Source organism: Streptomyces sp. yr375 (genome assembly GCF_900110755.1).
Lineage (GTDB): Bacteria > Actinomycetota > Actinomycetes > Streptomycetales > Streptomycetaceae > Streptomyces.
Genome location: NZ_FOFF01000026.1, coordinates 12,978 through 25,986, shown reverse-complemented (window position 1 = coordinate 25,986; position 13,009 = coordinate 12,978). Strand labels below are relative to the sequence as shown.

11 protein-coding genes are annotated in these 13,009 nt (G+C 70.1%); 4 read left to right on the top strand and 7 right to left on the bottom strand.

The genetic code is table 11. The features are described from left to right. Positions 1-66: 66 nt before the first annotated feature. The 4 genes from BMZ82_RS24150 to recA all read right to left on the bottom strand — a co-directional run bounded on the left by BMZ82_RS24150 (position 67) and on the right by recA (position 5,853). On the bottom strand, positions 67-2,721 hold the full coding sequence (locus BMZ82_RS24150) for an FtsX-like permease family protein (protein WP_093779192.1): 2,655 nt from the start codon (positions 2,719-2,721) through the stop codon (positions 67-69). After that, complete coding sequence (locus BMZ82_RS24145; protein WP_093779190.1) at positions 2,718-3,485, bottom strand: ArsR/SmtB family transcription factor; 768 nt, start codon at positions 3,483-3,485, stop codon at positions 2,718-2,720. Before BMZ82_RS24145 ends, BMZ82_RS24150 begins: the two co-directional genes overlap by 4 nt. A 370-nt stretch (positions 3,486-3,855) precedes the next feature. Further along, a complete protein-coding gene (gene recX / locus BMZ82_RS24140) occupies positions 3,856-4,719 on the bottom strand; it encodes a recombination regulator RecX (protein WP_093779188.1) in 864 nt (287 codons plus the stop codon). Between the two features lie 3 nt (positions 4,720-4,722). Further along, on the bottom strand, positions 4,723-5,853 hold the full coding sequence (gene recA, locus BMZ82_RS24135; RefSeq protein WP_093779186.1) for a recombinase RecA: 1,131 nt from the start codon (positions 5,851-5,853) through the stop codon (positions 4,723-4,725). Positions 5,854-6,208: 355 nt separating this feature from the next. Here recA and BMZ82_RS24130 point away from each other — a divergent pair, with 355 nt between their 5' ends. Further along, the gene (locus tag BMZ82_RS24130) at positions 6,209-7,126 is read left to right on the top strand and encodes a hypothetical protein (RefSeq protein ID WP_256252074.1); all 918 of its coding nucleotides are present in this window, start codon (positions 6,209-6,211) and stop codon (positions 7,124-7,126) included. A gap of 15 nt (positions 7,127-7,141) precedes the next feature. Here the strand turns inward: BMZ82_RS24130 and BMZ82_RS24125 are convergent, their stop codons facing one another. Continuing rightward, the gene (locus BMZ82_RS24125) at positions 7,142-8,422 is read right to left on the bottom strand and encodes an AI-2E family transporter (protein WP_093779184.1); all 1,281 of its coding nucleotides are present in this window, start codon (positions 8,420-8,422) and stop codon (positions 7,142-7,144) included. A gap of 60 nt (positions 8,423-8,482) precedes the next feature. Continuing rightward, the gene (locus tag BMZ82_RS24120) at positions 8,483-8,677 is read right to left on the bottom strand and encodes a DUF3046 domain-containing protein (protein ID WP_093779182.1); all 195 of its coding nucleotides are present in this window, start codon (positions 8,675-8,677) and stop codon (positions 8,483-8,485) included. A gap of 882 nt (positions 8,678-9,559) precedes the next feature. Between BMZ82_RS24120 and BMZ82_RS24115 the strand changes: the two genes are divergently transcribed. Further along, positions 9,560-10,366: an SDR family oxidoreductase gene (locus tag BMZ82_RS24115; protein ID WP_093779180.1), complete on the top strand. Its 807-nt coding sequence runs from the start codon at positions 9,560-9,562 to the stop codon at positions 10,364-10,366. Positions 10,367-10,402: 36 nt separating this feature from the next. Then, entirely contained in the window at positions 10,403-11,287 is an 885-nt protein-coding gene (locus BMZ82_RS24110; protein ID WP_218159044.1) for a helix-turn-helix transcriptional regulator, read from the top strand. A gap of 116 nt (positions 11,288-11,403) precedes the next feature. On the opposite strand, the gene BMZ82_RS24105 is transcribed toward BMZ82_RS24110, so the two are convergent. Continuing rightward, complete coding sequence (locus BMZ82_RS24105; protein WP_093779176.1) at positions 11,404-11,598, bottom strand: hypothetical protein; 195 nt, start codon at positions 11,596-11,598, stop codon at positions 11,404-11,406. Between the two features lie 308 nt (positions 11,599-11,906). Between BMZ82_RS24105 and BMZ82_RS24100 the strand changes: the two genes are divergently transcribed. Then, positions 11,907-12,737, top strand: a complete 831-nt coding sequence (locus BMZ82_RS24100) for an SDR family oxidoreductase (RefSeq protein WP_093779174.1) — start codon at positions 11,907-11,909, stop codon at positions 12,735-12,737. Positions 12,738-13,009 lie beyond the last annotated feature (272 nt).

Here is a 13,009-nt window from a genome sequence, read left to right as displayed (position 1 = left end):
GTGTAGCCGTGCCGTCGCGCGGTGAGCGCGGGCGGGCGGGCCCGGGCGTGGCGACGGCGGGCGGGGTCACTCCTTGGCCGTCGCCACCGTCACCGCGCGGACCCTGAGCGCCACGCGTCCCGGTACGGCGGTAGCGACGAGCGCGAGGAGCCCGGCGCCGGCGACCACCGTCGCGTAGCCGAGCGGTACGACCGCCGGGGCCGCCCGCCCGGTCATGCCGACGCTGAACGCGGTCAGGACGGCCAGGGCGACGGCACTGCCGAGGACGGCGCCGAGGAGAAGCACCGACAGCGCCTCGGTGCGCAGCATGCGCAGCACCTGACGGCGGGTCGCCCCCGCGAGGCGCAGCAGCACGAACTCCCGGACGCGTTCGGCGACCGACATGGCGAGCGTGTTGACGACGGCGATCGCCGTGAACGCGAGCACGAGCCCCATGGCCAGTAAGTCGACCTCGGCATTCGCCTGCTGCCGCCCGGCCCGCACCGAGTCGGCCGCGGCCGGAGAAATCACCGTGAGTCCCGGGAACTTACGCAGTGTGGTCAAGAGTTGTGTCTGTGTACGGGCCGTGCTGACGAGGAGGGAGGAGGAGAGCGGGTTGTCGACATGGCGGGCGATCAGGTCGTGCGCGAAGGTGAGATCTCCGAAGCCGAGGCCCCTGGCGTAGACGGCGGCGACGGTGAGCGTGGCGGGCGTGCCGTCGCCGAGCGTGAGCTTCAGGGTGCTGCCGGGCGTCAAGTGAAGCTGGTCCGCGGCCAGTTCACTGACGGCGACGGTGTCCTCGGCGAGTCCGCCGAGGGACCCGGCGGTGACATCCGGGTCCCAGGTACGGGCGAGACCGGCCGGAGTGACGCCTTGGGCCGCGTACTTGTCGAGGCCGACCCGGACGGTCGTACGGACCACTTCGGTGACGACGTCGCCATACGTGCCGTCCTGCGTGCCGTCATAGGTGTCGCTCTGCGTGCCGTCATACGCACCGTCATGCGTACGGAGCTGTCGTGCCGCGTCGCCCGGGACTCCGGGGCCCTGGGAGGCGACGACCCAGTCGGCGCGGACGCCCTCGCGGGCCTGGGCGCGGGCCGCGGCGCCGAGGGTGGGCTGCACGAACAGCACGGTGCAGGTCATGCCGATGAGCAGAGTGAGAGGGGTGACGACGGAGGCCATCCGGACTGCGTTGCCGCGGAGGTTTGCGGTGGCGAGCCTGCCACCGGGGCCGGTCAGGCGCAGCGGACCGGCCAGGAGAAGAGCGGCCGCCTTGACCAGCAGCGGCCCGAGCAGAGCGACGGAGGTGGACAGTACGACGACGGCGAGGAAGGTCACGGGCGTCGAGGCGGGTTCGGTCCGCAGCACGCCGAGCAGGGCGACGAGGCCGGCGCCACCGGCGAGCAGCAGCAGACCTGCGAGGAGCCGACCCCGGGCGGGCCGGGCGCGTTCGGTCCGGGCCTCGGCGAGCGCCTCGGCCGGGCGGATCCGGGTCACCCGGCGGGACGCGATCCGCGCGGAGGCCCACGCACCGAACAGGGTCGCGGCGACGGCGACGAGCGGCGGGAGAAAGCCCACGGTGTACTGAAGCGTGGCGGGCACCGCGCCCAGGGCGACGAACCTGCCGTGCAGCCAGGCCCCCAGGGGAAGTCCGAGGAGAGCTCCGGCCGTGCCCGCCGCCAGGGCGACGATCAGGGCCTCGCGCCCGAGGAGCCTGCGGATCTGTCCGGAGGTGGCGGCGATGGCACGCAGCAGGGCGAGTTCGCGTGCGCGCTGCTGGACGGAGAGCGCGAAGGTCCCGACGACCACGAGAACCGCCACGAGCAGCGAGGTGCCGCCCATCGCCCCGCCCATGCTGACCAGCCTGACGCGGGCCGCGGCGGCGTCCAGGAACTCGACGCGCCCTCGGTCGTCACCGGCACTGACCTGGGCACCGGTGCCGTGCAGCGCCGTGGCCACGGCCTCCCGGAGCCGCCCCGGCTCGGTGCCCGCCTTCGCGAGCACTCCGAACGCGGTGACCTGCCCGGGGTGTGCGGCGAGCCGGCGGGCCTCGGCGGCGGTGAAGAAGAGGGCCGTCTGGTGGCGTACAGCGGTGGTGTGGGCAGCGGGGGCGGCCTGGGCAGTCGGGGCAACCGGGGCGGCGACACCGGAGACGCGGTAGGTGCGCGGGGCCTGCGTCGACTGGACGGTGAGGCTGTCGCCGGGTGCGAGGTGGGCACGGGCGGCGAGGTCGCCGTCGACGACGACCTCGGTGGCGGCTGCGGGAGCGGTGCCTGCGGTGAGCCGGTACGGCGTCAACACGGCGGATTCCCAGGCGTGCCCGTAGCCGGGCTTGGCGTCGGAGGAGTCGAGGGTGCTGTCGGAGTCGGGGGTGTCGGCTGGGGTCAACGGCTCGGCGAGGAAGGTGAGTTCGGGGACCACGCGAGCGACACCGGGTGCGGCGGCGATCCTGCGCGCCAGGTCGGCCGGCAGCCAGGCGCGTTCGGCGAGGGGTTTGGCCTTGTGCTTGACCTTCGTCTTGCCCTTCTTGTGCTTGACGGTGGTCTGGTGGACGTTCTGATCGGCGGAGACCACGACCGGGGCGGCGGCATAGCGCTCGGTACGGATGGTGCCCCGTAACCCGGTCTCCAGAAGGGCACCGCACGCGGTGATCAGAGCGGCCGCGCACAACAGCGCGAGGAAGGCGCCCAGGAAGCCCGCCTTGCGGGCGCGGACTGTCTTCAGGGCGTAACGCAGCATCATGAGGGATCGGTCTCTCTTCCGTTGCGTGCGCGTGGGGTGCGTGGGCGTGGGGTGCGTGGGCTTGGGCTGTGTGGGCTTGGGCTGTGTGGGCTTGGGCTGTGTGGGGTGCGCGCGGGGTCGTGGTTCCCATGGGCTGGGGCAGGGAAGGCGAGGAAACGGGTGAGGAGGGTGCGGGCGTCCGGTGGGGTCTCGGAGTCCGGTCGCTTGTAGCGGTTGAGGAGGGCGATGTACTCCTCGAAGAACTCCCGGAGTTCAGGCAGGGTGAGCCGGATGGTGCCGCGCGAGTAGGGGAACGCGTCCGCCCACGGGTCGCCGTCGCCCGCGTCCTGCTGGAGCCGCTCGAAGAGGTCCAGGTCGGCCGCGTAGGCATGGTGGTTCAACTCGTTCATGACGTGCCGCAGTTCGGGACTCTGACGGCTGCGCGGCGGGAACCTGCGGTCGCCGGGTACCGCCCGCCACCAACGCTCCCGATGCGCGGACGGCTCCGTGCAACCGGCCTCGGCGGTCTCCTCTGCCGTCTCCTCGACGAAGCCGTACCTGGCCAGTTCGCGCAGGTGGTAGCTGGTGGATCCGGTGTTCAGGCCGAGGGCTCGGGCGAGGGTCGCCGAGGTGGCCGGGCCGTGCAGGGTGAGGTGTTCGAGCATGCGCTGACGGCGTGGCTGGGCGAGCGCCTTGAGCGCGGCGAGGTCACCGAGTTCGACGGAGGGCGCGGACGAGCGTCTCGCCTCGTGGAACTCCTCGTGTTCACCGGGTTCCTGGGACATGCGTACACAGTCGCCTGTGCACAGATGCCTGTGCACTGCGGTGGTCCGGTGTCCTGGGCGGGGGGTTATCCCCACCCTGTCGGCCGTCGGCCGGGGTCCAGCGGGGTGCGGGAGGGGAGAGACACAGGAGCGGGGAGGGACGAGGGAGCTGTGACTGGGGCGGGGAAGGGGAAGAGAAGGGAAGAGAAGGGGAAGCCCGGCCCGGGACGCGATCGGCGCCCCCGCGCGTCTACCGTGTCCGGCACCGGGTCATACGGCGAGGACGGGTGTCTCAACCGCCTTCAACCTCTTGGGGTCCCCCTCCCCCCTCCCCCCTCCCCCCTCCCCTCCCGCCCCATCCCCCTGTTCCGCGACGAGCTCAGTGACAAGCTCAGTCCCCGCCCTCCTCGAGGAACTCCGTGTCCTCGCCCTCCGCCTCCAGCGCTTGGCGGACCACCCGCAGGGCCATGCCCTCGGAGTAGCCCTTGCGGGCGAGCATGCCGGCGAGACGGCGCAGCCGTTTGTCGCGGTCGAGGCCGCGGGTCGAGCGCAGTTTGCGAGCGACGAGTTCGCGGGCTGTCGCCTCTTCCTGCTCGGAGTCGAGCTGGGCGACGGCCTCGTCGATCAGCGCCGAGTCGACCCCCTTGGTCCGCAGTTCCTGCGCGAGCGCGCGCCGGGCCAGTCCCCGGCCGTGGTGCCGGGATTCCACCCAGGCGTCCGCGAAGGCACTGTCGTTGATCAGCCCGACCTCCTCGAACCGCGAGAGCACCTCCTGCGCCACGTCGTCCGGGATCTCCCGCTTGTGCAGGGCGTCGGCGAGTTGCTTGCGGGTGCGCGGGTTCCCGGTGAGCAGGCGCAGGCAGATCGCCCGTGCCCGCTCGGCCGGGTCCCTTGAGGGCTCCCCCTGTTCAGCCCTCGACGAGGCAGACGAGGAGAACGCGGAGGAGTCGCCTCCGTCCTCGGCGGACGGTTCTCCGAAGCCGCGCCGACGGCGCCCACGCCCGCCCCGTGGACCGCCTTCGCCACCGCGTCGCGCCCGGCCGGCCCGACCGCCACGGGGCGAGGCCTCGCTCTCCGCCCCCTCGGCCCTCTCCGCCCCCTCACCTCCCTCGGGCCGGTTCGCGCCGCCGTCCGGCCACCGGTCCGACCAGCCGTCGCCGCCTTGTGCAAGGCCGCCGTCGGCCCCGCCCCCGCCCCCCGCCTCCCGGGGGGTGTCGGGGTGGACGTACTCGGCCCAGTCCGTTCGTCGCGTCACGGATCAGCTCTTGGCGGCCGCGGCCTTGGTCTTGGCGGTCTTGGCGGCGGTAGCCGCAACCGTCTTGGCGGGGTCGTCCACAGGCGTGCCCGCAGCCACCGCGGCGTCCGCAGCCGGCTCGGCGGCGGGCTGCTCCGGACGCACGCCGACGCCCAGCTTCTCCAGGATCTTCTTCTCGATCTCGTTGGCCAGGTCGGGGTTGTCCTTCAGGAAGTTACGGGCGTTCTCCTTGCCCTGGCCGAGCTGGTCGCCCTCGTACGTGTACCAGGCGCCGGCCTTGCGGACGAAGCCGTTCTCCACACCCATGTCGATCAGGCCGCCCTCGCGGCTGATGCCGTGGCCGTAGAGGATGTCGAACTCGGCCTGCTTGAAGGGCGGCGCGACCTTGTTCTTGACGACCTTGACGCGGGTGCGGTTGCCGACCGCGTCGGTGCCGTCCTTCAGCGTCTCGATGCGGCGGATGTCGAGTCGCACCGAGGCGTAGAACTTCAGTGCGCGGCCACCGGTCGTGGTCTCCGGGGAGCCGAACATCACGCCGATCTTCTCGCGGAGCTGGTTGATGAAGATCGCGGTGGTCTTGGACTGGTTGAGCGCGCTGGTGATCTTCCGCAGTGCCTGGCTCATCAGACGGGCCTGCAGACCGACGTGGCTGTCGCCCATCTCGCCCTCGATCTCCGCGCGCGGGACGAGCGCCGCGACGGAGTCGATGACGATCAGGTCGAGGGCACCGGAGCGGACCAGCATGTCCACGATCTCCAGGGCCTGCTCGCCGTTGTCGGGCTGGGAGAGGATCAGGTTGTCGATGTCGACGCCGAGCTTCTTCGCGTACTCGGGGTCGAGGGCGTGCTCCGCGTCCACGAAGGCCACCTGGCCGCCGGCCCGCTGCGCGTTCGCCACGGCGTGCAGCGTCAGCGTGGTCTTACCGGAGGACTCCGGTCCGTACACCTCCACCACTCGGCCACGCGGCAGGCCGCCGACGCCGAGTGCGACGTCGAGTGCGGTCGACCCGGTGGGGATGACCTCGATGGGCTCGTTCGGCCGCTCGCCGAGGCGCATCACCGCGCCCTTGCCGAACTGCCGTTCAATCTGTGCGAGAGCGGCATCCAATGCCTTCTCGCGGTCGGTTCCTGCCATGGGTTCCACCCGGTTTGCTTGAGTCGATCGCTTCACGTCAAAGACGCTAACGCCTGCCACTGACAATGCGCCTCGACGCCGGTCCGGCCTGTGGATAACTCGGGCACTTACCCGCCCCAAACGGGACGAAATTCCCACCACGAGCTGCACCGGAGCCTCCATGAGAATGGATGTTCGATTTTCGTGTCAAGCGCACCACGCGGCACTTCCGAGGCTACGTTCACCACCGGGCGACACCCCTGATCCGGCCCTGCCCCGCCCTCGTCCCACACCCTCACGGCTACTGCCCCGGGCGTACGGCGGATGCCTTCGGCCGGACGACGACGGCGCACGACGCGACCGAGACGCTCGCTGCATGGACGACACGGACGGCATGAGCAGCATGAACGGCACGGACGGCACGGACGGCATCGATGGCATTGGCGGCATGGACGAGCAGAAGACCACTACGCCCCGCAGCGAAGCCGGACCCGAAGCCGATCCTGAAGCCGGACCCGGAACCGAAGCCGGAGCCGCACCGGGGCAGACGAGCCGGATCCCGTACCGCCTCTACCTGGGGACCGCGGTCCTCCTGATCCTCTCCGGGCTCGTCCACCTCGTGGTGTTCGCCGTCGACGGCGGTCCCTGGGACGCGCCCGTCTCCTGGCGCAAGCCGGTGACCTTCGGGCTCTCCTTCGGGGTGACGCTTCTCGCGGTCGTCAAGGTCACGTCGTATGTGCGCGTCGGACCGCGGCTGCGTACCGCGCTGCTCGGGGTGTTCGCCGTCGACTGCGTCGTCGAGGTCGGGGGGATCACCCTCCAGGCGTGGCGCGGAGTGCCCTCGCACCTGGACATGGAGACGCCGTTCGACACGGCGGTGTCCATGGTGCTCGCGGTCGGCGGCGGCGTCCTCGTGGTGCTGCTCACCGTGTTCGCCGTGGCGTCCTTCCGGCACCGGCCGACGGGCCCGGCCGGGATGGCCCTGGCGGTGCGCTCCGGTTTCGCGATCCTGCTGGTCGCGCTCGCCTCGGGTGCGGCGATGATCGCGCGCGGTGTGGTGCTCACCCGCGCGGGGCACCAGGAGGCGGCGTACCACTCGACGGCTCCGTTCAAGCCGCTGCACGGAGTCAGCCTGCACGCCGTTGTGGTGCTGCCCCTTCTCGCCTGGCTGCTGTCCCGCACGTCCTGGAGCGAGTCGGTGCGGTGGCGGATCGTGGCCGCGGTGGTGGGGTGTTACGCGGTCGCGGTCGCCGCGGCCGGGGCGTGGGCCGTGTGGGCCGTCCTCACGTCCTGACGCGCGCCGCGACCCTCAGTCGGACCGCTCCCGCGGCCCGCCGCCCGCCCGGTGCCGCACGCGCGTCCACAACCCCCGCGCGCGGGTGAGTGGTCCCGGCCCCTCGCCGCGGCCCCGGTGGCCGTGGACGCGGGGGTCGTCCGTGACGTCGTAGCGCTTCACGTAGGCACCCAGGAACGCCTGCAGCGTGGCGACCGCCGGGATGGCGATCAGCGCGCCGACGGCGCCCAGGAGGGCGGTGCCGGCGATGACGGAGCCGAAGGCGACGGCGGGGTGGATGTCGACGGTCTTCGAGGTCAGCTTGGGTTGCAGCATGTAGTTCTCGAACTGCTGGTAGACCACCACGAAGATCAACACCCACAGTGCGTACAGGGGCGAGACCGTGAAGGCGATCAGCATGGGCAGGGCGCCCGCGAGATAGGTGCCGATGGTCGGGATGAACTGCGAGACCACGCCCACCCAGACGGCGAGGACGGGCGCGTACGGGATGCCCAGGGCCTGCAGCAATATGTAGTGCGCCACGCCGGAGATCAACGCCATCAGCCCGCGCGAGTACAGGTAGCCGCCGGTCTTGGCGACGGCGATCTCCCACGCGCGCAGCACCTCGCCCTGTCTGGCGGGCGGCAGGACGGAGCACACCGCGCGCCGCAGGCGGGGTCCGTCGGCGGCGAAGTAGAACGAGAACAAGGCGATCGTCAGGAGCTGGAAGAGACCGCCGAGGACCTGTGTGGAGACATCCAGGACGCCGGCGGCGCTGTTCTGGGCGTACTTCTTGAGCCACTCGGAGTGGAGCAGTCCCTCCTGGACGTCCACGCGCCTGAGGTCGGTGTGGAACGTGTTGTTGACCCAGTTGATCACCGAGTCGAGGTACTCCGGGAAGCCCTCGATCATCTTGATGATCTGTCCCGCGAGGAGCGAGCCGAGCAGCGTGAAGAAGCCGGCGACCGCGATCAGCAGGCCGAAGAAGACCAGGAAGGTGGCGAACCCCCTGCGCATTCCGCGGGCGGCCATCCGGCTGACCGCGGGCTCTATGGCGAGGGCCAGGAAGAACGCGATCAGGATGTTGAGCAGCAGCCCGATGACCTGGTGGAAGGCCCAGGTGCCGAGCTGGAACGCACCGAAGAGGGCGAGCGCGAGCACCATGGCGCGCGGAAGCCAGCGCGGCATACGGGCACCCTGCGCGGCGCCGCCGTCGGCCGGGGGCGGCCCGGCGGGCGGCGGCGGCCCGGCGGGCGGCGGCGGCCCGGGCGGGGATGCGTGCCGGGCCGCCTGCCCGGTCTCGTCAGTGGGTGCCACGGTCCAAGTCTCGCCTACGCCACCGACAACCGGAGGACCGCCTACGATCTTCGTGACGGATCAGCGCATCTCCTGCGGAACGTTCATCGCCACGCACACCACGCGCCACACGTCCTTGGCCTCCCAGCCGTGCGCCAGCGCCTCGTGCACCGTGCGCCCGCCGAGCTCCGTCATCACGTGATCGCGCGCGAAGGTGTCGGCGTACCCCGCGCCGAAGTGCTCGTCCATCCGCTGCCAAAAGACCGTCAACCGCATGAATTCTGCTCCATACCCACAATGACCTGCATGTTTCCTGCCCCTCACACCCCCGCACGACCGTCAGGGCGTTTCCAGGGAGTTCGCCTCCCCGCTGATCCAAGCATCCATGGCGGCGCGACCTCGCGGGCGCCCGCATCGGGCATGAAGTGCGTGTATGTACGCAGAGTAAAGCCAGGGCCGGCATGCCCAAGCCGGCGGGCGAGGGAGCCGATCGACTTGTGACGGGCCAGTTCGGGCAGGAACCCGGCGGGCCACGGCGTGCAGTTGCTTCACCTGCCCGTGAGTGAAAAGCAGCGCAGGAACGACCCCGGCGTGGACGGGGCCCGCACTCCGAAGAACAGGCGGCCCACCACACCATGCCGCAGCAGTCCATGTCGTCGACGCCCCGTCCTTCGAGGCGGGCAGCCGGACATACGCCCCGACCAGCGCGGGCTGACCGCACCGCTCGGCCAGCCGCACCACCGGCTCCAGCCCGCCGTACGCGACCAGGTTCGGATCATCGAACGCGGATGGGACCGCCGCGCGGCACAGGAAGACTGCATCTCGGAAGTGCCTTGCCGATCGTGCCTGATGTGGTCCTGGAGAAACCCACCATCGCAGGCCGCAAGGCACTTCTTCGTTTCCGGTGGAAGAACCATCCACCGGCATCAAGCCGCTGGATCCGGGGTGAGTCAGCGCACCAGGCAAGGGGGGCTCTCGCAGTACCTGTATCACCAGGGTCTCCCAGACGTCCAAAACGCCTGTCAACCTGGTTGAGTCGAAAGCGCCGACAACACTCCATGGACACAACTGCAGCTTTACACCCATCAGTTCAATTCATCTGCCTCGAATGCGCGACCGTGTCGGCGCATTCTTCCACGGCATAAGGGATGGAGACCAATGGCGGACAACCAATTCACCACTCACACAGAACTTTTCGATCTGAGTGGGAAGTGCGCCCTTGTCACTGGCGGCACCAGGGGCATTGGGATGATGATTGCGCGCGGCCTTCTCCAGGCGGGCGCCCGCGTCGTCATCAGCTCACGCAAGGCAGACGCGTGCGCGGAGGCACAGCATCAACTGTCCGAATTCGGCGACGTTCAAGCAATTCCCGCCGACCTGTCCAGGCACGACGAGTGTCAGCGCCTCGCTGATCTCGTCCAGGCCCACTCGGAAGGCCTGGACATCCTTGTCAACAACGCGGGAGCGATGTGGCGCGAGCCGCTGGCGACGTTCCCGGACGAGGCCTGGGACACAGTGATCGATCTCAACCTCAAGTCGCCGTTCTGGCTGGTGCAGGCGCTGCTCCCCGCACTTCGCAAGGCGGGCACCGCCGATGATCCCGCGCGGATCATCAACATCGGCAGTATCGGCGCCATCCACGTCGCCCAGTCGCCCAACTACTCGTACGCCAGCAGCAAAGCGGCACTCCATCAACTCACCAGGGTGCTCGCCAGAGAGCTGGGCCCGCAGCACGTCACGGTGAACGCGGTAGCACCGGGAGTGTTCCCGTCGCAGATGATGGAGTCCACGCTCGATGCCATCGGCGACAAGATCGCGGCGGCGGCCCCTCTGCGCCGGCTCGGCCGCGACGACGACATGGCGGGTATCGCCGTGTTTCTCGCCAGCCGGGCCGGGTCCTACCTCACGGGCGCCATCATCCCGGTGGACGGCGGCACCGCGACGACCGCATCGGGTACCCCTTAGGCTGCGGGCCGGGCTTACGGTGAGGGGATGACCACGATGGATCTACGCACCGAGATCCGGGAGTTCCTCAGCTCGCGTCGCGCCCGCATCGCACCCGAGCAGGCGGGCCTGCCCGCTTACGGCGGCAACCGTCGGGTCAAAGGTCTGCGCCGCGAGGAGGTGGCGCTACTGGCGGGGGTGTCGGTCGACTACTACGTGCGCATGGAGCGCGGCAGCCTCGCCGGTGCCTCCGACGGCGTGCTCGACGCGTTGGCCTCTGCCTTGCAACTCGACGAGGCCGAGCGCGACCACCTGTTCCACCTCGCGCGCCAATCCAGGACGCCCGGCGGCCCACGCCGGCGTAGGCCTGTCGTGACGGTGCGCTCGACGTTGCAGCAGGTGCTCGACGCGATCTCCGATGCGCCGGCCTGGATCGGTAGCGGCCGTTATGACGTGCTCGCCATGAATCAACTCGCTCGCGCGCTGTATTCACCGGTGCTGGCCGAACCGCGACGGCCCGCGAACACAGCGCGGTTCGTCTATCTGAAACCCGAGGCGGCAAGAGATTTCTTTGTCGACTACGACCAAGTCGCCGGTGGCGTGGCCGCGAAGCTACGCATGGAAGCCGGCCGTAATCCCCACGACGAGGAGCTGATCGCCCTGGTCGGCGAACTGTCGACGTGCAGTGAGCTATTTCGGCAGCGGTGGGCATCTCAGGACGTGCGGCTGCACCGGTCCGGCCGCAAGCGGGTGCGCCATCCGATCGTGGGCCAGCTCGACTTGGACGTCGAGTCCCTGCAACTGCCCGCCGAACCCGGCCTGCACCTCAACATCTACACCGCCCCCGCGGGCACACCGACCGCCGACAATTTGGCGCTCCTGGCGTCGTGGGCGGCCACCCAACAGACGCTGGCGACCGAGCTCGAAGCACACAACGGATAGTCCAATCCCTTCATCTGAGGACGGCGTGCACCAGCGGTAGCAGGTGGAGGAAGTGATGTGCAGTTCCCGCAGTACGCACTCGACTCCCAGGCGGGGATGCTCGTCAACAAGCGCTGTCACCTGGGCCGGGTCGGGTCGGGGTCGGGTCGAGTTGCGCCGCGAAAAAGCCGAGGCCGTCCGCAGAACGTCGTTGCCCGCTTGAGCCGGGCGATCTCCTTGCGCAGGGCCGCGAGCTCGGCGCGTTCGCCGGTGGTGAGACGGTCGTCGCGTTCGCCGGCGTCCGCCTCGGCCTGGCGGATCCAGCCGCGCAAGCGAGTATTTCCGGGGTGCAGTCATAGCCACAGGTCCTCTTACGAGTCCCATCTGACCCACTGTCAACTTCCTCCGCATCTCGGGACAACCTCAATGGCCCGGCCCAGCGCTTCTACCAGCGGCACGGCTTCACCAAGGCCGAGCGCGCCGACGATCAGCGCAGCGACGAGCGCGAACCCGACGTCCACTACCTCTGGCAGCCGCAGACGTAGTCGCTTCCCGTCCGGCCGGACGGACGATGAAGGCGGTCACCCGAACACAGGGTGACCGCCTTCATCGTGGGGCCCACGGGGCTACGGTTACGCGCATGACGGTTCTGATCGTCGGTGGGTCCGGCTTCCTGGGGTCCGAGTTGGTCCGGCAGGCGAGAACGGCGGGGCACACGACAGTCGCGACGTACACGAGAGAACCGGGCACCGCCTCGCCGACCGCGTGGCGCCCCCTCGATCTGCGGGACGCGGACAGCCTGGACGCCGTCATGGCCGAGGTGAACCCCAGCGTCGTCATCAACGCGTCGAGCGGCGGGGCCGACTGGGCGGTCACGGCGCAAGGCCCCCTCCAGCTCGCGCTGGTCGCGGCGAAGCACGGGACCCGCATGGTCCACGTGTCCAGCGACGCGGTGTTCTCGGGCGTGGGCCGAGTCCACTACGACGAGTCCTGTCTCCCGGACCCCGTCACCCCGTACGGCGCGGCCAAGGCCGCGGCGGAGACCGGGGTCCTCACGGTGCATCCGACGGCCGTGGTCGCCCGCACGTCGCTGATCATCGGCCACGGGCGTTCCGTGCACGAGCGCCTGGTGCACCGACTCGTCACCGGCACCTTCGACGGCGCCCTGTTCACCGACGACGTACGCTGCCCAGTCCATGTCTCGGACCTGGCGGCAGCGCTGCTGGAACTGGCGGCGAGCGGAGCAGCAGGTGTCCACCATCTCGCAGGGTCCGACGCCCTGAGCCGCCACGAACTAGGCGTCCTCATCGCCAGGCGCGACGGTCTCGACGCCTCCCGTCTGCCCGCGGGTCTGCGGGCGGAGAGCCCCGTTCCCGGAGCGCTCGACGTACGCCTCGACAGCCGGACGACCCAACGGTCCCTGCGCACCCACCTGCGCGGCGCGCGGGAATTCCTCCGTCTCCACGAGTAGGCGGCCCGGTCCAGGCCTACGTACCTGTCATATACGGAACCAGCCCGTCAACGAGTTGCTGTCCCACCTGGACTACTGACGGGCTCGCCTCCATGACCGTTCCGTCCCTGCAAGGGCTGAGCGCTCTCACCGGAGAGTGAGCGGGGTGGGCAGAGCCGGGTTTGGAGGGCCGCCCGGATCCTGGAACCGCCCCCGGCTGGGCCGGAGGCGGTTCGTCGTGGACAGGACAGAACTGGACTGGACTGGACTGGACTGGACTGGACTGCCGGGTG